Annotated in this window: 20 protein-coding genes, 2 tRNA genes, 1 rRNA gene and 1 pseudogene; 8 read left to right on the top strand and 16 right to left on the bottom strand. The window is 39.8% G+C overall.

The features are described from left to right. Nucleotides 1–174: 174 nt before the first annotated feature. Entirely contained in the window at nucleotides 175–1,809 is a 1,635-nt protein-coding gene (gene groL / locus LRP81_RS21730; protein ID WP_230505069.1) for a chaperonin GroEL, read from the bottom strand. Nucleotides 1,810–1,947: 138 nt separating this feature from the next. Next, nucleotides 1,948–2,235, bottom strand: coding sequence for a co-chaperone GroES (gene groES, locus LRP81_RS21725; protein WP_230505067.1), 288 nt, complete (start codon nucleotides 2,233–2,235; stop codon nucleotides 1,948–1,950). A gap of 461 nt (nucleotides 2,236–2,696) precedes the next feature. On the opposite strand from groES, the gene LRP81_RS21720 reads away from it, so the two are divergent. From LRP81_RS21720 to ytvI, 3 genes are all read left to right on the top strand, one after another. Then, nucleotides 2,697–3,437, top strand: a complete 741-nt coding sequence (locus LRP81_RS21720; protein ID WP_230505065.1) for a CPBP family intramembrane glutamic endopeptidase — start codon at nucleotides 2,697–2,699, stop codon at nucleotides 3,435–3,437. A gap of 27 nt (nucleotides 3,438–3,464) precedes the next feature. Further along, nucleotides 3,465–3,668 carry a YdiK family protein gene (locus LRP81_RS21715; RefSeq protein ID WP_230505063.1) on the top strand — a complete coding sequence of 68 codons (204 nt, stop codon included), beginning with the start codon at nucleotides 3,465–3,467 and terminating at the stop codon, nucleotides 3,666–3,668. 117 nt (nucleotides 3,669–3,785) lie between these two features. Then, nucleotides 3,786–4,913, top strand: a complete 1,128-nt coding sequence (gene ytvI, locus LRP81_RS21710) for a sporulation integral membrane protein YtvI (RefSeq protein ID WP_230505061.1) — start codon at nucleotides 3,786–3,788, stop codon at nucleotides 4,911–4,913. 233 nt (nucleotides 4,914–5,146) lie between these two features. Here the strand turns inward: ytvI and tatC are convergent, their stop codons facing one another. Genes tatC through LRP81_RS21695 form a run of 3 tightly spaced genes read right to left on the bottom strand, consistent with a single transcriptional unit; the run spans nucleotide 5,147 to nucleotide 6,784 of the window. Continuing rightward, nucleotides 5,147–5,902, bottom strand: coding sequence for a twin-arginine translocase subunit TatC (gene tatC, locus LRP81_RS21705; protein WP_230505059.1), 756 nt, complete (start codon nucleotides 5,900–5,902; stop codon nucleotides 5,147–5,149). A 17-nt stretch (nucleotides 5,903–5,919) separates the two neighbouring features. Next, nucleotides 5,920–6,105, bottom strand: coding sequence for a twin-arginine translocase TatA/TatE family subunit (locus tag LRP81_RS21700; protein WP_230505058.1), 186 nt, complete (start codon nucleotides 6,103–6,105; stop codon nucleotides 5,920–5,922). A gap of 40 nt (nucleotides 6,106–6,145) precedes the next feature. Continuing rightward, on the bottom strand, nucleotides 6,146–6,784 hold the full coding sequence (locus LRP81_RS21695; RefSeq protein ID WP_230505055.1) for a redox-sensing transcriptional repressor Rex: 639 nt from the start codon (nucleotides 6,782–6,784) through the stop codon (nucleotides 6,146–6,148). Between the two features lie 170 nt (nucleotides 6,785–6,954). On the opposite strand from LRP81_RS21695, the gene LRP81_RS21690 reads away from it, so the two are divergent. Both LRP81_RS21690 and LRP81_RS21685 read left to right on the top strand, forming a co-directional pair. Next, complete coding sequence (locus LRP81_RS21690; protein ID WP_230505072.1) at nucleotides 6,955–8,892, top strand: ABC-F family ATP-binding cassette domain-containing protein; 1,938 nt, start codon at nucleotides 6,955–6,957, stop codon at nucleotides 8,890–8,892. 9 nt (nucleotides 8,893–8,901) lie between these two features. Then, on the top strand, nucleotides 8,902–9,090 hold the full coding sequence (locus tag LRP81_RS21685; protein WP_230505053.1) for a hypothetical protein: 189 nt from the start codon (nucleotides 8,902–8,904) through the stop codon (nucleotides 9,088–9,090). A 16-nt stretch (nucleotides 9,091–9,106) separates the two neighbouring features. Here LRP81_RS21685 and LRP81_RS21680 read toward each other — a convergent pair whose 3' ends face one another. The 8 genes and pseudogenes from LRP81_RS21680 to thiL form a co-directional block, all read right to left on the bottom strand. Beyond that, the gene (locus tag LRP81_RS21680) at nucleotides 9,107–9,808 is read right to left on the bottom strand and encodes a hypothetical protein (RefSeq protein WP_230505051.1); all 702 of its coding nucleotides are present in this window, start codon (nucleotides 9,806–9,808) and stop codon (nucleotides 9,107–9,109) included. Next, on the bottom strand, nucleotides 9,801–10,679 hold the full coding sequence (locus tag LRP81_RS21675; protein ID WP_230505049.1) for an ABC transporter ATP-binding protein: 879 nt from the start codon (nucleotides 10,677–10,679) through the stop codon (nucleotides 9,801–9,803). The genes LRP81_RS21680 and LRP81_RS21675 overlap by 8 nt, the downstream gene beginning before the upstream one ends. After that, nucleotides 10,676–11,044: a GntR family transcriptional regulator gene (locus LRP81_RS21670; protein WP_230505047.1), complete on the bottom strand. Its 369-nt coding sequence runs from the start codon at nucleotides 11,042–11,044 to the stop codon at nucleotides 10,676–10,678. The genes LRP81_RS21675 and LRP81_RS21670 overlap by 4 nt, the downstream gene beginning before the upstream one ends. 741 nt (nucleotides 11,045–11,785) lie before the next feature. Continuing rightward, the gene (gene tsaD, locus LRP81_RS21665) at nucleotides 11,786–12,811 is read right to left on the bottom strand and encodes a tRNA (adenosine(37)-N6)-threonylcarbamoyltransferase complex transferase subunit TsaD (RefSeq protein WP_230505045.1); all 1,026 of its coding nucleotides are present in this window, start codon (nucleotides 12,809–12,811) and stop codon (nucleotides 11,786–11,788) included. Beyond that, nucleotides 12,808–13,257 (bottom strand): ribosomal protein S18-alanine N-acetyltransferase, encoded by a 450-nt coding sequence (gene rimI, locus LRP81_RS21660; protein WP_230505070.1) that lies wholly within the window; start codon nucleotides 13,255–13,257, stop codon nucleotides 12,808–12,810. Before rimI ends, tsaD begins: the two co-directional genes overlap by 4 nt. Before the next feature lie 9 nt (nucleotides 13,258–13,266). Then, entirely contained in the window at nucleotides 13,267–13,908 is a 642-nt protein-coding gene (gene tsaB, locus LRP81_RS21655; protein ID WP_399208206.1) for a tRNA (adenosine(37)-N6)-threonylcarbamoyltransferase complex dimerization subunit type 1 TsaB, read from the bottom strand. A 31-nt stretch (nucleotides 13,909–13,939) separates the two neighbouring features. After that, a pseudogene (gene tsaE / locus LRP81_RS21650) lies at nucleotides 13,940–14,414 on the bottom strand (tRNA (adenosine(37)-N6)-threonylcarbamoyltransferase complex ATPase subunit type 1 TsaE). 11 nt (nucleotides 14,415–14,425) lie between these two features. After that, a complete protein-coding gene (gene thiL / locus LRP81_RS21645) occupies nucleotides 14,426–15,397 on the bottom strand; it encodes a thiamine-phosphate kinase (RefSeq protein ID WP_230505039.1) in 972 nt (323 codons plus the stop codon). A gap of 140 nt (nucleotides 15,398–15,537) precedes the next feature. On the opposite strand from thiL, the gene LRP81_RS21640 reads away from it, so the two are divergent. The 3 genes from LRP81_RS21640 (at nucleotide 15,538) to LRP81_RS21630 (ending at nucleotide 18,055) form a co-directional block, all read left to right on the top strand. After that, nucleotides 15,538–15,855, top strand: coding sequence for a DUF3243 domain-containing protein (locus LRP81_RS21640; RefSeq protein ID WP_230505037.1), 318 nt, complete (start codon nucleotides 15,538–15,540; stop codon nucleotides 15,853–15,855). Between the two features lie 414 nt (nucleotides 15,856–16,269). After that, the gene (locus tag LRP81_RS21635; RefSeq protein WP_230505035.1) at nucleotides 16,270–17,196 is read left to right on the top strand and encodes a DUF2268 domain-containing putative Zn-dependent protease; all 927 of its coding nucleotides are present in this window, start codon (nucleotides 16,270–16,272) and stop codon (nucleotides 17,194–17,196) included. Between the two features lie 235 nt (nucleotides 17,197–17,431). Continuing rightward, nucleotides 17,432–18,055 carry a YdcF family protein gene (locus tag LRP81_RS21630; protein WP_230505033.1) on the top strand — a complete coding sequence of 208 codons (624 nt, stop codon included), beginning with the start codon at nucleotides 17,432–17,434 and terminating at the stop codon, nucleotides 18,053–18,055. Nucleotides 18,056–18,103: 48 nt separating this feature from the next. Here LRP81_RS21630 and LRP81_RS21625 read toward each other — a convergent pair. From LRP81_RS21625 to rrf, 3 genes are all read right to left on the bottom strand, one after another. Beyond that, a tRNA-Asp gene (locus LRP81_RS21625) sits at nucleotides 18,104–18,179 on the bottom strand. A gap of 15 nt (nucleotides 18,180–18,194) precedes the next feature. Next, nucleotides 18,195–18,271: transfer RNA gene (locus LRP81_RS21620), tRNA-Met, on the bottom strand. A gap of 180 nt (nucleotides 18,272–18,451) precedes the next feature. Continuing rightward, nucleotides 18,452–18,568, bottom strand: a 5S ribosomal RNA gene (gene rrf, locus LRP81_RS21615). Between the last annotated feature and the right edge of the window lie 4 nt (nucleotides 18,569–18,572).

Raw genomic sequence — 18,572 nt, 5'->3', positions numbered from 1 at the left:
TCTGGTGTTCTGTAAAATGATTTCTACTCATGAATGATTACTCCGTTCTAATAATTAATTTAATTATAAACGGGTTATCTAGTTATAGACATAGAAAAACCCGAATAAGGGGCACTTTTTTTAAGTGTCCGATATTCGGGTAATAGTTCAAGCATAAAGTTTTCAGGCGTTTTATTACATCATTCCGCCCATTCCACCCATGCCGCCCATGTCAGGCATGCCTCCGCCAGCGCCGCCTTCTTCTGGGATGTCTGCTACTACTGCTTCAGTAGTCAGGAACATTGCGGATACGGATGCTGCGTTTTGAAGTGCGGAGCGGGATACTTTCGTTGGGTCAACGATACCAGCGTCAAGCATGTTTACCCATTCGCCTGTTGCTGCGTTGAATCCTATTCCTACTTCTTCTTTCTTTAGACGATCTACGATTACGGATCCTTCTAGGCCAGCGTTGTGTGCGATTTGGCGTACAGGCTCTTCCATTGCACGTAATACGATGTTTACGCCTGTTGCTTCGTCACCTTCTGCTTGGATTTCGGATACTTTGTTGTAGATGTTTACGAATGCTGTACCACCACCGGCTACGATTCCTTCTTCAACCGCTGCGCGAGTGGAGTTTAGAGCATCTTCAATGCGAAGTTTGCGCTCTTTTAGTTCTGTTTCTGTAGCTGCTCCGACTTTGATTACTGCAACGCCACCAGCAAGCTTTGCAAGGCGCTCTTGTAATTTTTCACGGTCGAATTCAGAAGTTGTTTCTTCTAATTGAGCACGGATTTGGTTCACACGAGAGTGGATATCGTCTGTGTTGCCGTGTCCGTTTACTACAGTTGTTGTTTCTTTTGTTACTACGATTTTGTCTGCGCGTCCTAGTTGGCTAATGTTCGCAGATTTAAGGTCTAGGCCTAGTTCTTCTGTGATCACTTCGCCGCCAGTTAGTACGGAGATGTCTTGAAGCATTGCTTTACGACGGTCACCGAATCCAGGAGCCTTAACCGCAACTGCATTGAATGTTCCACGTAATTTGTTCACTACTAGAGTAGCTAATGCTTCTCCTTCTACGTCTTCTGCAATTAGTAACAAAGGCTTGCCTTGTTGTACTACTTGCTCAAGTACTGGAAGGATTTCTTGGATATTTGTGATTTTCTTATCTGTAATTAATACGTATGGGTTCTCAAGAACCGCTTCCATTTTGTCGGAGTCTGTTACCATGTATGGAGATGCGTATCCACGGTCGAATTGCATACCTTCTACTACTTCAAGCTCTGTAGTGAAGCCTTTGGATTCTTCCAATGTGATAACGCCGTCGTTTCCAACGCGCTCCATTGCTTCTGCAATCAATTGACCTACTTCTTCGTCCGCTGCAGAAATAGATGCAACTTGTGCGATAGAAGCTTTGCCTTCGATTGGTTTAGAGATAGTTTTTAGTTCTTCAATTGCTACAGCAACTGCTTTTTCAATCCCTTTACGAACGCCCATTGGATTTGCACCAGCTGTAACGTTCTTTAAGCCTTCGCGAATCATCGCTTGAGCAAGAACTGTTGCAGTTGTTGTACCGTCACCAGCAACGTCGTTTGTTTTGCTTGCAACTTCAGCAACAAGCTTCGCACCCATGTTTTCGAATGCATCTTCTAGCTCGATTTCTTTTGCGATTGTCACACCGTCATTTGTAATAAGTGGAGAACCGAATTTTTTCTCAAGAACCACGTTACGTCCTTTTGGTCCTAGTGTTACTTTCACTGCATCAGCTAATTTGTCTACACCGCGTAACATAGAACGGCGAGCTTCTTCACTGAACTTAATCTCTTTTGCCATGATAGATAGACCTCCTCAGGAAAATTAGTTAGATTTTGGTTACTGCTCGGTTGATTTTCGCTGCAATCAACCATTTTGAAAATTTTTATAAGGGAATGCGGGGGCTTTGCCTCAAGCCTTACCGCTTCGAAGATTGGATTATTTACCTACTACAGCAAGTACGTCTGTTTCTTTTAAGATAAGAAGTTCTTTGCCTTCGTATTTCACTTCTGTACCAGCATATTTAGAGAAGATTACGCTGTCGCCTGCAGATACTTCAAGCGCTACACGCTCTCCGCTTTCAAGTACGCGACCTGAACCTACTGCTACTACTTTGCCTTCTTGAGGTTTTTCTTTTGCAGAGTCAGGTAATACGATACCACTTGCCGTTTTTTCTTCTGACTGAACAAGCTCAATTACAATGCGATCACCTAATGGCTTTAACATGAAAACAACCTCCTTGGTTTCATATGTAATGTTTTGGTTTTTTATTAGCACTCTTGTAGCTTGAGTGCTAACACAATTATTATAATAATGAATCTCTTTTCATTTTGCAAGTATCTTTACCTAAATATTTTTCGACCTGCAACCCTTTTCATTATCAGCTTTACTAGGGAGATTTAAACGTGGATTTTTGGTGTCTCTTGTTGGAGCAAGTTGAGAGAGGATGCCTGAATTTTTTTCATTAAGATACTTTAATTTTAGTGGGGTTACTGGCGATTTTCCAGATATATTCAGCGAAAAGACGTAAATCGACAAATTTAACTATATATAAACTACTGCACAATCCCTTCATCAAAAACATCTTTTTGCAAGAAATCAATTTAATGGGAAACCTTATCATTATAAGGACATATAAATTGTATGGTACAATACGAAAAGTGAATATAGCATAAGAGGAGTACGTTATGACGAAAAATTATTGGTATGTCATTCTCACATATGTTGTCATGCAATTTTCTATTATTGGTGGATTCCCGCTTCTTGTTTGGCTTGGTATCGGTGAGGGAATGGAAGATCGGCAAGCCTATTTAATTGGATATTGGTCTGTTATCAGTTTTACAGTAGCACTGATCATAGTTTGTTGGATCCTTCGGAAGGAATGGACAAAAGGTGACTTTCGTGGCGAGCCATCTCCATTAGCAATTACGGTTCTTTGGTCAATGCTAGGATTTCCGATTGCATTGATTGGGCAGGCAGTGGCTGGACTTATTCAGCAGCAGGTCTTCGGGATTCAACCTGGTTCTGAAAATACTCAACAAATCATGGGGTTTGTGTCAGCCTTTCCATTGATGATATTTGCGGTAGCTGTGGCCGGGCCTATTTTAGAAGAGATTATTTTCCGTAAGATTATTTTCGGAGCTATTTATAAGCGGTTTAATTTTGCAGCTGGACTGATAGTCAGCTCGCTCTTATTTGCTGTTGTGCATCAGGATTTCAAGCACCTGCTTGTTTATTTCGTGATGGGGGGCATTTTTGCATTCCTATATGTAAAAACTAATCGAATTATTGTTCCGATTATTGCGCATGTTGGAATGAATTCATTTGTTGTCATTGTTCAATATGTGTTCAGGGAAGATATTGAGAGGATGATTAAACAAATGGAAGAAATGCAACAAAATCTCCCACAATTTATTTCGTTCTTTTAAGGTTGATTTTATTTGGAGGAACTGCACATGAGAATAACACCTTTAAGAATGGTTTTCTTTTACTCCATCATGGGTTCATTGTTTTTGTACCTGGCGATTGTTTCTTTAGGAGAAACCATATGGCAGTGGCACACCGTTATTTTGATGCTCATTGCGACATTTGATTTCGGCGTGGCGATCCGCGCTTTCATTCTTCATACAAAAATAAAAGATATGCAAAAAAAATCATAATTTATTAGCGCTTTGTAGTCCGAGGCGCTTTCTTTGTATTTATTTTTTTTATGTGACAGATTTACTGTTACATGTAATGAAAATGATATAAAATAAGACCTAACGACTATTATTTAAATGGCTTCACGGAAATTCACATGGAAGGACGGAATGTTGTTGTTGAATAAAGCCCTTTTGAAAAGGATTTTTATTATTTTATCCATTATTGGAGTCTCAATTTTTGTTTATATTTATCTCTCGGCATTTATGCCCATTTTCCTGGCGCTATTGACTGCCATGATGTTTGAGCCGCTCGTACGGTTGTTACAGAAACGATTAAAAACGGCAAACCGACTCTGGCCAGTAACGATTGTATATATCATTTTCATTCTTGTAAGTGGATTTATCATCAATATTGTTGTTACAAGGATTATCAACTCTCTACTCGAGCTTGGCTCCAATGTTCCTCAGTATTCCAGAGAAATCCAGAAGGGTTTGGACAGCCTCATTCACTACTTTAATGATATCATTGCGGAAATTCCCCAAGGAGATATGATTATTGTTGAGTTGGAAAGACAGTCTGATGGATTAATTGATACAGTCCTTCAGTTCACTACTAAATTTGTGACTGCTTTCGGTGTGTGGCTGCAATCGATTCCAAACATTTTATTTGTTACCCTAGTGTACTTAATAACACTTTTCCTTTTCAGTCTCGATCTTCCAAGGCTAAAAGAATTGTTCTTCCAACAATTTAATCCTGAAATGTCTAGAAAGCTTCAATTTATTTCACAAAAAATGGGGAAAGTTTTCTGGGGTTACTGGAAGGCGCAATTCATTCTTAGTGTAGGTGTGTTTATCGCAACATACATAAGTCTATTATTTATCTCTCCAGATCTTGCTCTACTCATGTCGAGTATCATCTGGCTAGTAGACATTATCCCATTGTATGTTGGACCTGCCCTCATTCTCGTTCCATGGGCACTCATCGTCATGCTTTTAGGTAGTACTAATACTGGAATAGCTCTTATCGTTCTAGCATCTGTCCTCCTAATTATTCGGAGGATCCTTGAGCCTAAGGTACTTGGAGATGCAATAGGCCTTGCCGCCTTGCCAACCGTATTATCCATGTATTTCGGTTTTGTCTTCTTCGGAGTATTCGGATTAATTATGGGGCCGTTCGTCTACATCATAATCCGTTCTGCAAAAGAAGCAGGATTGACAGAAGTAGTTGCTAACCAGGAAGTAGAAGATAAAGAAAGAATATAAACTTCTTTAATAAACCTCAAGAATGTTGATGATGTTCTTGGGGTTTTTGTTTTGGATGGAGATGGCCTTTGGGGATGCTGTTTTTGCTGGATTTAAGACTTCATAAACCTGATGACGACATTTCAGCTCCTCTTCTCACATGAGTTTTGTCTTCATTCACCTGAAAAGCAAATCCACGACACCCATAAAAACAAACAAAGCCAGACAGCATTCTGTCTAGCTTTCTTTTCGTTTTATGAATGATTTTGATCGTTTTCTAGCAGTGCTTCAGCCTTTTTTACTTTTCTGTATGCAAATCTAGAAATGATGATACTGATTTCATACAAAATAAGTAATGGGACAGTTACCATCAGATGTGATAAGAGCTCTGGTGGTGTAATTAGTGCTGCAATTACTAGTAAGACAAAATAAGAGTATTTTCTTATTTTTACTAAGAAGGCCGGTGTAACGACTCCAAGTCTTGTTAGGAACATGATGACCACTGGCATTTGAAATAGAAAGCCGAATGGTAGTGTGAGTTGGAACAAGAATTGAAAGTATTCGTTTATACCGATTACCTGATTAATTTCCAAGCGTTCAGATAGGTTGTTTAAGAATCTGACAACGAACGGAAATAGGATAAAGTATGAAAATGCTAGTCCACTTAAAAAGAGAACTAAGGTAACTGGGATATAACTGAGTGTAACTCGTCTTTCCCGTTCGTACAGTCCTGGGCTGATAAATGCCCAAAGCTGATAAAGGGTGACGGGAAACGTTATGATAAAGGCAATTAGAAATGAAAATTGCATGAAAACCTTGATCGAATCGGTCATTCGGAAGGCGTTCATCGTTAATTCTTTTGCTTCGCTTGTCTGCTGTAAATAGACAATAATCGGTTCTGCTAGTAAGAAGCCACCGATTGCAGAAAAGAAAAAGAACGTTGCAATGATGATGACCCTTTTTCTCAGCTCGCCTATATGGTCGTAAACCGACATTTCTCTATCAAGCATATATGTTCATCCCAATCTTACTTTGTTTCTTCTTTTGGTGCTTTTTTTTCTTCCTCTTCGTCTGCCAAACCTTTCGTTGCGTTTTTGAATTCACGCAATGTGTTACCAGCAGCTCTTCCAAGTTGAGGTAACTTGCTTGGACCAAAAATTAATAGTGCGACAAATACAATCAATAAGAGGCTTCCCATTCCTATTGGACCCATTTTTGACACCTCCTCGAAATAACCTTATTCTACATCTTTTTTACTCGCTTGGATAGTGCTTGAGGAAATATACCAATGATTGGAGCTCCACCGCTAAATCGATATGGTGGATCCGAATCGTGTCCGGGACATTGATACGTGCTGGCGTAAAGTTCAGTATGCCCTTTACGCCTTTTTCTACAAGACGATCCGCTATTGGTTGTGCAACAGGAGCCGGAACCGTCAAGATGGCTACTGTTACATTTTCCGGTAAATGTTTTTCCATATCGTCTAAATGATAAACAGGGACGCCGCCTATTTCAGAGCCAATTTTGGACTCGTCCACATCAAAGGCCGTCACTATTTTGGTATTATTGTTTTTCATGAAATTATAATGTAGGAAGGCGGTTCCTAAATTACCTACACCTATTAATGTAACATATGTTAATTCGTCTTGGTCGAGCGTTTTCCTAAAAAAAGTTAACAAATATTGAACATTATATCCGTATCCTTTTTTCCCGAGTGCTCCAAAGTAGCTGAAATCCCTTCTGATCGTTGCAGAATCTACTTTTACTGCTTCGCTAAGCTCCGCAGATGAGACTCGCTGTTTGCCTGAAGCATGCAGATTTTGTATAAATCGATAATAAAGAGGCAGCCGTTTTGCTGTAGCTTGCGGAATCTTTAATTGTTCGTTATTCATATTACTCCCCCATTTGTCCAAGCCGTTTGCTTTTCTATTCTATCATGTAAGGGAAAACGATTACATTTCTATTTTTTTATAATCGCTGCCTTCCACTCCTCAACCCCTAAATCTTGATGTTATCCACGAAGAAAGATACACTTATTTTAGAATTACTTGAGGTGAAGATGATGATTATTTTACAAGTGAATCAGTTATCAAAATATTTTGGTGCTGACCTTATTTTATCGAATATAAAACTAGAAGTACAATCGAAAGATAGAATTGCCTTAGTTGGACGGAATGGGGCCGGAAAATCGACCTTACTTAAAATCATATCCAATCAGCTTTCCTTTGATTCAGGAGAGCTCATTAAACCTAAAGGGGTTTCCATTGGGTACCTTGCCCAAGATACTGGACTTCAGACAGATCGGTCTATTTGGGATGAGATGCTTTCCGTGTATAGTGGACTTAGAGAGTTAGAGGAAAAGATGCGGGTACTTGAGGCAAAGATGGGGGATCCGGCATATTTCGAAGATGAGGTTCTCTATGCTAGGGTGCTGAAAGAATACGATGAATTCCAAGAAACCTTTAAACAACAAGGTGGCTTCCAATATGAGGCAGACATCCGTTCTGTTTTACATGGTCTGCGATTCTCTGACTATGATTATGAAACTCCTATTGAGACGTTAAGCGGTGGCCAGCGTACTCGCCTCGCCCTTGCGAAGCTATTGCTCACTAAACCCGACCTCCTCATATTGGATGAGCCGACTAACCATTTGGATATTGATACATTATCTTGGTTGGAGAATTATCTTCAAGGATATCCAGGTGCGCTACTCATCGTTTCTCATGATCGTTACTTTTTAGATAAAGTCGTGAATATGGTTTATGAAATTTCACGAAAGCAGTCTAGTAAGTTTATCGGAAACTATAGTAAATACTTGGAGCAGAAGGCAGAGCAATATGAGCGGGATATGAAGGTGTTTGAAAAGCAACAGGATGAGATTGCCAAGCTACAGGATTTTGTGGCGCGAAACCTTGCAAGGGCGTCTACCACGAAAAGAGCTCAAAGTCGCCGGAAGCAACTAGAGAAAATCGAAGTGATGGACAGGCCAAAGGGAAACGAAAAGTCCGCTTCCATCATGTTTGATATTGACCGTCAAAGCGGGAATGACGTGTTAAAAGCGAAAGATTTGGCTGTTTCCTATGATGCTTCACCTGTTTTTAGACATGTCGAATTCTCTATGAACCGTGGTGATAGTGTGGCACTTGTTGGTCCAAATGGAATCGGCAAATCCACATTATTAAAAACACTCGTTGGAAAGCTAAACTCTCTTGAAGGGACGTTTTCATTTGGTGCCAACGTTTCCATCAGCTACTATGATCAGCAGCAAGCAGAACTCACTTCTAACAAAACCGTGTTGGCAGAGCTTTGGGATGAATATCCACAAAAAATGGAAAAGGAAATAAGAAACATCCTTGGGAATTTCCTCTTCTCAGGGGATGATGTGCAAAAACCAGTCTCTACTTTAAGTGGTGGCGAGAAAGCCAGATTAGCACTAGCTAAATTAATGATGGAACGTTCCAACGTGTTGATTTTGGACGAGCCCACTAACCACTTAGACCTTGATAGTAAAGAGATTTTGGAAAATGCGTTAATTGATTATCCTGGCACGATATTATTCGTTTCCCATGACCGTTATTTTATTAATCGATTAGCAACTAAAGTCTATGAGTTAAGCAAAACCGGATCAACGGAATACCTTGGTGACTATGATTATTATGTAGAAAAGAAAGAGGAAGCACTGGAGCTAGAACGTCTCGCCCTAGAATCGAAAACCACTTCCTCTAAATTAACACAGGCAGTTGAATCATCTGAAAAACTCAGCTACGAACAAGAGAAAGAAGCAAAGCGCTTGGAACGCCAAAGAAAGCGCCGTATCGAAGAAATAGAAAAAGAAATGGAAGACCTGGAAAAGAAAATAGAGGATAACGAAAACCAGCTCTGTCTTCCAGAGATCTATCAAGATCACGAAAAGGTACTAGCACTAAATACAGAGAACGAAGAAAACCAAGAAAAACTACTCTCGTTAATGGAAGAGTGGGAAGGATTGGTGTCGGAATAGGAGGATAGGATGAATAGAATTCTCGCTTTCATTCTTTTGCTTGTCATTACCTTCAATACCATCAGATATGTAAGCTATATTATCAATGGCCCGATTGCCGCATACTACTTTGTCATGCTGGCAATTAACCTAGCTGGATTAGGATTAGGCATCTACTATTTATTTTTCCAAAAACGGAAAAGAGGAAGGCGCAGTTAACGGCTTCCTCTTCTTTTTACCTTGTCGCATTTGAAATCGTGGAAGCCTTTCGGAGCAAGCCCCAATTTGGCAAATATGCAACTAATGCAAGACCAATTATGAGCAAGAAATTTACGCCTACCTGCCATCCATGCATATTAAGGATGAGGTCCAGAATGGCATCTCTCGTATATGGGATAAGTACTGCGATAAAGAGAACTGCAATCGTTGTGAACCCTCCTATAAGACCTAGTCGATAAAAAATGGTTCCAAGCAAAAACCCTAGGGAAAGTAGCACAAAACAAACAATCGCATCTACAAGCAGTTGATTATACCAAGCATTGGCCAAAGAGGTTGCCTCCACTATATGGTAGATAAAAAACTGATTGGATGGGTTAAGGTGCATCAACCCTTTAAAAATACTTATTACCCCAACATTGATGAGTGAAAATATGAACGCTACCGCTGCACAATAGATAAGCACACTCAATGTATAATTCGTTCTTGTCGCTCCAAGCTTTATGCAGTAGGGGAATGTTTCCTTTGTCGTTAGTGATCCTGTAATTCCACAAAAGATGTAAATAGCCGCACTTGTCACGAAAATCATTTTTATATCTAAAGTTAGAGCCAATAGAAAGGCTGCAGACGTAGTGAGAATTAAAATGGACCAAAACACCTTAAACGAAAATTTCATATCTAATCCTAGATAATATAAAGTAGCTTTTATCTCATTAAGCATACTTTATCCCTCCTCTGGTTTCCTCAGTCATATACACCATTAATTGCTGGATGGAGCTTCGTTCTGCATGTAGTCCATAGTCTGCTGCTTCTTCAACTGAAAGCCCCTCACCAAACATAGTTGCTACCTTTCTACCTGCCAACATAGACTCGTGTAATACGTTTTTCCCTTTTGTAAAACGATCCACTGCTTCTCGATCTCCAGAAACGATCATACTCGCTTCCACTAGTTTTTCAGCTGTTTCATGGAATAGCAATTCTCCACTTCTCATTAAAATGACTTCTTCAAATAAATTGCTGACCTCATCAATCAAATGGGTGGACAAAATGATGGTTCTTGGATGTTTCTCGTATTCTTCTAAAAGTACATCATAAAATTTAAAACGGGCTGCTGCATCTAAGCCAATATATGGCTCATCAAAAATAGTGATTTTGGCTCTGCTGGCGAGACCGATAATAATTCCAAGGGAAGATTCCATCCCTTTAGAAAGAGCATTTGTTTTGAGTTTAGGATTTAAGTTGAACGTATGAAGAAGATCGTTTGCACACTCCCACGACCAGTTAGGATAGAAGAGAGAGGCAACTTTTAGGATGTCTTTGATTCGTAAGCGCTTGATGAAGTTATTACTTTCATTAACGAGGCAAATGTCTTTGGTGAGATTTCTATTGTTGAAAGGTTGCTCTCCATTTACTAATATTTCACCATTTGATGGTAAAGTGTGACCTGCCAGGAGCTGCATAAGCGTTGTCTTTCCTGCCCCGTTACGCCCGAGTAAACCATAGATCTTATTTGTTTCCAAATCAAAGCTTAAATTATTTACCGCATGTTTAGTTCCAAAGCTTTTCGTAACACTTTTTGCTTCAATTTTCATTTTTCTTCCCCCCTTGCAATATATGACGCTAATTCCTCATTACTAATGCCAAGCTTTTGTGCTTCTTTTTTTAATGGCTCAATATAATTTTTCAAAAAAGCATTTTTCCTTTTGGTAAGAATAATTTCTTTCGCTCCTTCTGAGACAAACATGCCTACCCCTCTTTTCTTAAACAAAATTTCCTGATCAACTAGCTGATTAATTCCTTTTGCCGCTGTTGCCGGATTAATTTGATAGAATTTGGCAAATTCATTGGTTGATGGAACCCGCTCTCCTTCCTGCATGCTTCCCTCTAAGATGCCACTCTCAATTAGCTCTGCTACCTGCTGGAAAATGGGTATCTCACTTTTCAGATTAATTTCCACTTCTTCACCTACTTTATTTTCGAGTTATGTTTGTTGGTTCACTACTTATGTAACTAACTATATAAGTGATGAACCTGGAAGTCAATAGACTTTTGATTTTTTTTACAAATTAGTGGCTGTTTGGAAACGTTTAGTAGGTGCTGTTTATTAGATTCGTGGCCAAAAACAAGGAAACTTTCACTAGATTAATGAAGGGTTCTGAGGTGGTAGTGTCATTCTAATTTTTAATTGGATTACTAAAGGGGAGTATTTACCTGTTATAGGATTTTAGGCAAAAAAAATTATTTGCTATAGTGCCATTGGGGCAATATCTTCATTTCATTGTGAATGGCATATTAATCCTTAGGATGGTTTTTAACTTAACAATGGGCTTTCGAGATTAATCGATATGCTGAAAATACGACTCTGTTCATCCTTCTATACCCAACACTTCTTAATCGTGTCGAAAAAACTATGTAGCTGTCGACTATAAACAGTTACCCACAATCTTATACACATATCCACCCTTGTTTTACTAGTTATTCAGATATTTATTCACACTATCCACAAAAAAACAAATAGTTATCCACAAAAATTATGCACAAGTAGTTGCTTTATTTTCGGGAAACTAACTAATTTACCCACATAATACCCACAGGGATGTGGATAAAATTAGATGAAATCCGTCGAGTGAACTTTGGATATTTGACACTTAGAAATTGGGCTTTCTAGCAAAAAAGAAAGCCTTTCAACCGATTTTTATCAGTTAAAAGGCTTTTCGATATCTAATCCTGGATTTGCATTTAGATCCATTCCAGAACGTTTTCCTAAGCGGTAGAGAACACTTCCTGCTGCTGCAATCATCGCAGCATTGTCGGTACATAAGGAAAGTGGAGGGATTGTGAGCTTCTTGCCTTCCTTTTCCACAGCTTGCTGGAGTGCCCCCCGTAGACCTTTATTGGCCGCTACTCCACCTGCCAGCAGTACTTGATTCACGCCATATTCTTTCATTGCGCGCAGCGTTTTTCCGACTAGCACTTCAATCACACTTTCTTGGAAGCTTGCTGCAAGGTCATCTGGATTGATTTCCTCTCCTTTTTGCTTTGCGTTGTGGAGGGTATTGATAACTGCTGATTTCAAGCCCGAAAAGCTAAAATCATAGGAATCTTCCTCTAGCCATGCCCTTGGGAGCCTGATAGAAGGTGTCCCCGTTTGAGCCATCCGGTCAATATAGGGACCACCTGGGTATGGAAGCTGAAGGGTACGAGCCACTTTGTCATACGCTTCTCCTACTGCATCGTCTCTCGTTTCTCCGATTACTTCAAAGGAACCATGCTCTTTCATGTACACAAGCTCTGTGTGACCTCCAGAAACAACAAGTGCGAGTAATGGGAATTCAAGCTCTTCTACAAGTTGATTCGCATAAATATGGCCTGCAATATGATGGACACCGACTAAAGGCTTTTCATGTGCAAAAGCAACGGCTTTAGCTGCGTTTACGCCTATTAGAAGTGCTCCGACAAGCCCCGGTCCCTCTGTCACGGCTATTGCATCCATATCTTCGACTGCTAGTCCACCTTGTTCAAGCGCTTCTTCAAGCACCATGGTCATTTGTTCCACATGATGTCTGGAAGCAATTTCTGGTACAACTCCACCGAAGCGCTGATGGCTTTCAATTTGGGAGGAAACGACATTAGCCACTATTTCCTTCCCATTCTTAATAATAGCAACGGCTGTTTCGTCACAGCTTGTTTCAATACCTAATATTAGTTCGTCTTTAATTTTCATATATTCACCCACATTACTAATGCGTCTTCATTGTTATCCACATAATATTTTTTTCTGATTCCACCGTTTTGAAATCCATGTTTTCGATACAAGGACTGTGCGACTATATTGGAAATCCGTACTTCCAGCGAAACACTTGTAGCACCAACCATTTTACAATACTCCATGGCTTTTCCAAGTAACAAATCCCCAAGCTTTCTTCCCCTGCAAGCAGGATCAACCGCAATATTGGTTATTTGTGCTTCCCCCATGACAATCCAAATTCCACAATAGCCAATTGTCTTTTCATTTTCCTTCATGACAAGATAGTGTGCATATGGATTGTTCGTAAGCTCATAGTAAAAGGCCTCTTTGGTCCAAGGGGTAGCAAAAGATTGTAATTCTACTCTGTACACCCCTTCAATATCGTGCACAGACATTTTTGAAATTCCAACTAATGAATTCATCGTACTCACCTATTTTTCATTACTTTCCAGCCATTTTGCCTCTGCTTCTGCTAATCTTGTATAGTTGGGAACAAAGGAGTGTATATCATCCGATTCTTTTTCCCACCCTAGAAACGCTAGTTCGCTAGGACTTGGATTATTTTCACTTACCGATGCAAAATGCGCCAGCTCTCCAAGGTACTGTATGATAGTTTCTTTGTGAAGGTGCACATCATTGCCAATGAATAGGACAGGCGCTTGCTTTTCTTTTAAGACAGTTAGCCAATCCGTTAACAAAATATTGACATCCTCTATCTCTGTATGAAGATTATCCCCATTGAAACGGTACAAACCAGTATAGACTTGTCCACGTCTTGCATCCATTAAGGAACATATACTTCCTTGAAAATAACGTCCATTTGCAGCAAGCAGCTCCAAGCTTGATACTCCAACCAATGGCTTGTTCAAGCTCCATGCTAATGTTTTTGCAAGGGTCACTCCAATTCGGACACCTGTATAGGAACCTGGCCCCTTACCAACCACGATTCTGTCCAATTCCGACGGTTTTACGTCACAATCCTTCATCAACTGCTCAATAGCAGGCATTGCGCGTACCGAATGATTTTTTTTCAGGTTTGTTACCAATTCCCCGATTACATGCTGTTCATCCACAATTGCTATCCCCAATACGTATGTAGACGTATCAATTGCTAAAACTTTTGTCATTCCATTAACTCCTTACATATGCTTTCATATCGTTCACCGATTGGTGTGAGCTCGATTTTCCTTTGATCGTCACCTTGATGATAAATATAGATCTCTAGGCGCTCTTCAGGAAGAAAGTCTTGAATCAAATTCGCCCACTCAACAACCGAAACACCTTCGCCTTCAAAATAATCATCAAAGCCCAAATCCTCTTCGCTTTCCGCCAAGCGATAGACATCCATGTGATACAGCGGCAAACGTCCTTCGTATTCCTTAATAATGGTAAAGGTAGGACTGTTAACATTTCGGGTAATTTCTAAACCTTTTGCAAGCCCTTTTGTAAATGTCGTCTTGCCAGCACCAAGATCACCTTCCAACAAGATAATTTCTCCGCCCTGTAGGATTCTTCCAAGCGATTCTGATTTTGCCATCGTTTCTTCTGCTGAATGAGTTATGACTTCCACTTGCAACATATCACTTACTCCTACCTTCTATTAAAATGATTATAGCCTTCTTTTTGTATTTGCTGAACTCCAGTCTCACTTTCAAGATACAACTGTCCACTTCCATGTCGAACGTTCCCAATTCTTGTTATCTGGATGCCGGCTTTCCTACATTCCTCCGCAAGCTCTGGCCAGCCATCTGCTGAAATCGTTCCAACCAATTCAAAGTCTTCTCCACCAGTCATACCCCAATGAAATGCTTTTTCATCATTATATCTTGTTAATTCCTTACTTACTGGTATTATTTCCTTTTTAACAAAAATATCTACCTTACTTGATTCTGCAATTTCCAATAGCTCGCTGGATAAGCCATCACTTACATCATTAAGTGCAACTCGTTCAAACTTACTCAGTATTCTTCCAAGCTCTACTTGTGGAGTTGGTCGTTGATGATGCTCCACCAAAAATAAGGATGGTTCATTATTATGTAAAAGGATATCTAACCCTCCAGCAGCATTACCCAACGTTCCAGATACAAACACGACATCCCCTTGCTGTGCATTAGAACGCAACAATCTTTTTCCTTGTTCCACTTTTCCAATCACAAAAACACTTACTACCAATACCTTCCCGGAAGTCGTGTCCCCTCCGATAAGGTCCATTTTATGTTTATCGCCAAGCGCCTTCATACCTTTATAAATCTCTTTCAAATCCTTTTGTTCCCAATGCTTTGGAATCGTAATGGAGACAAGATAGTATAGTGGAATTCCGCCCATTGCGGCAACATCACTAATATTGGCAGCCAGTGACTTATATCCGATATCAAAAGGACTCATCGTCTTCCTCGTAAAATGGACATCTTCCACCATTGTATCGACACATACAATTTTCTCAAACCCTTCTTCCATCCCGATAATCGCTGCGTCATCACCAATCCCTACTATTTTCTCTTCATGAAATAAGCGGTCAGGCTGAATTTCTTTAATAAAAGCAAATTCATCCGAAATAGACAAATGATTCCCTCCTCTACTTCTGTCTGCTAACCACTATTATAGCGAATGGACTGTAAGAAAGAAAATGTACATGTTTAACCCTCCTAAAAAAAGGATAAAAACTAAGTACAGCCCATCCATCTTCAAAGGAGGAATTCAAAATGGCATACACAGATCGTCAGGCAACAGAAGAACGAATAGAAGAGAAAGTCGAAAACATGGACTCAAGTAAGAAAGAACAAATCTTGGCTGATTTTAATACGTTTAAACAATATTTAAGCGAAAAAGTAGCCACAGGAAAAAAAGTAGGACTAGGCGAAGAACAGCTTGCAATCGCTGCTGAAAAAGTAGGCGATTACCTCGCTAAGCACGAGGACCCGAGAAACAGTGAAGAAAAACTACTCCAAGAATTGTGGAAGGTCGGAACAAAAGAAGAAAGACACAAACTTGCACATATGCTTGTAAAATTAGTAGATTAACAGAAAAGCGGAAGCGCCTTGTTCAGCCCCGACAAGCTTAAGACAAGCTGGCTAGAAGGTTGAACTTTACCTTCTGGACAGATTGGCTTATGACCTCGAGGGGCTAGGCGTTGGAGCTAGACAATTGAAAAGCGGAAGCGCCTTGTTCAGCCCCGACAAGCTTAAGACAAGCTGGCTAGAAGGTTGGGCTTTACCTTCTGGACAGATTGGCTTATGACCTTGAGGGGCTAGGTGCTCTCTAACTCCAATAATACCATCTATCCCCACCTATTTAGGTGGCTTTTTTCATGGATAAATATTCCTGTTTAAGTTTTTCAGCTAAAAAGAAGGAATTTGTCATAATTTATAGAATATTTAAACTTGGTTGCCGATATATAATTTATAGGGGGCAAATACTATTAAGGAGGGAAATTAATGCGTTTTACTAGTTTTTTCTTTTTTCTCATCATGTCCGTAGCATTAGTTGGTTGTAATAACGGAGGTACAGGAGCAGGTGCAGAGGATTTGAATGTCGAACTTGAGTACACCTTTGAAAACAATGGGCAAGAATTTGAAATCATCCATGCATATGAATTGTTTAACGATTTCTACGCAGAGGGACTTAAAGGAGACGAAGCAACTTCTCTATATAACTCCAGTATCCTCGATGCGGTTGGGGATAAATGCTATAAGGGTGGGGAATTTGAACAACAGGCAGATTATATACTGGCGCCATCTAAAAACCGAATTGCCGTCCAAGACAATTTAAAGAGAATGGACATATTAAAAATAAACAGTGCCATTAAAGAAGCACTGACGAAATCGTCAAATGAATTACCTATGGAAGGAACTACTACAACAGTTTGTGTATTCCCAACTGATAATAATGCTTCAGCTAATATTGTCACTGCGGGTGTAGGTAAAATCATTGTTTTATATAATAGAAATACAACTGATAATCTTCTTAAAGCTTATGTATCAAATAAGTATCACCATAGCTATTGGATAGACAATCATTACAATGGAGAAACTTTCACTATTTTAGACCGTCTCGTGATGGAAGGGAAAGGAATGGCGTTCCAAAAGACTATCTATCCAAACATTGATGCTGCTCCAGTTGATCAAGCCTTCAATAAAGACTTATGGAACCGCATTGAAAGCGATCTAGAAACTGATAATGAAAAGCGTGCACAAGAAATCCTCACTGGGGGAAGAAACGGCTTACCTAGCCAATACGGATACAGCGAGAGTTACAAAATGGTTAAGTCCTACTTGGATGCAAATGAAGGTATTTCCCTTGAAGATTGGACAGCAGCTCCATCAGAGGAAATCCTTGCTGCTCATAAAGCAAATTATAACTAAAGCACGGGACAGGGTAAATCCAACACGGATATACCCTGTTCTATTTATTTACCGGAATATATGTAGAAAACTTCTAAAGTGTGGACACACTTATACAACTTGGCATAAGCTAATTAAGAAAAGTGAATGGCGCCAAATTTAGCGAAATACGTACAATTAGAAGAACACGTAGAACACAAATCCTTAGGCAATCTTTCTGATTAAGCAAAAAAATCACCATCGGAGGGAAGTTACTATGTATAGAAAAATATCCTCAATTAACTTCAACACGCTTAATGACCAACAACTAACTGACCTCTTGTATAAAGGACTCGAAGATGACAATAAAAATGGAGATTTTATCTTTGTTCCAGGTAGCAGTAAAGCAGTGGATTATCGTCTTCCAAAAGCTATCGACCTTTACAAACAAGGGAGAGCCAACAAAATCCTTTTTTCTGGTGGAGTAACTTGGGGTAATAGTACATCAACTGAGGCAGAACTATTAAAAGCAAAAGCCCTCCAGCAAGGCATTCCTGAAAACGACATACTAATAGAAACCCACTCTCTACATACGAAAGAAAATGTACTTGCATCTCTTTTAATACTCGACAGGGCGCTATCACTTCACAAAATTAAAAGGGGCATTGTAGTCACAGCTCCCTACCATATGAGAAGAATGTATCTTTCTTTAAAAACATACATGCCATCTTGGTTAGAATTTAGTCTTGTTGTAGCGAATGACAACACGACTAAACGAGATAATTGGTTCCTAAACCCTTATGGAAGACAGCGTGTAGAAACCGAAGCTGCTAAATTAATTAGTTATGCTAAAAAGGGAATAATATTAGATGGTGAAGTAGAGATATCAGAGGATTTATAGTAAAAAAATGCAAAAAAAATAACGAAAACTAGTTTCGTATTTTAATAATGGCGGTCCCGACGGGGATCGAACCCGCGATCTCCTGCGTGACAGGCAGGCATGTTAACCGCTACACCACGGGACCTTTATAAAATTTAATTGGTTGCGGGGACAGGATTTGAACCTGCGACCTTCGGGTTATGAGCCCGACGAGCTACCAGACTGCTCCACCCCGCGATAGTAATAATTAATTCTTGTTACTTATGCACACTCATTGCTGACTGTCCCGACCTCTAATTGATTGTTCAATGATGTCAATCGATCGGTACAACTCGAAGTGTTTCAAGAAGCTTAAGCTCGTTGCTCCACCCCGCAATAATAATAAATTCTTTTACTTTATAGTAATAAGAATTATATGCCTGGCAACGTCCTACTCTCACAGGGGGACAGCCCCCAACTACCATCGGCGCTGAAGAGCTTAACTTCCGTGTTCGGTATGGGAACGGGTGTGACCTCTTCGCTATCGCCACCAGACAAA

This window comes from Sutcliffiella rhizosphaerae (genome assembly GCF_917563925.1).
Lineage (GTDB): Bacteria > Bacillota > Bacilli > Bacillales > Bacillaceae_I > Sutcliffiella_A > Sutcliffiella_A rhizosphaerae.
Note: the sequence above shows the minus strand (reverse complement) of the source record. Positions and strands in the feature narration are given on the sequence as shown.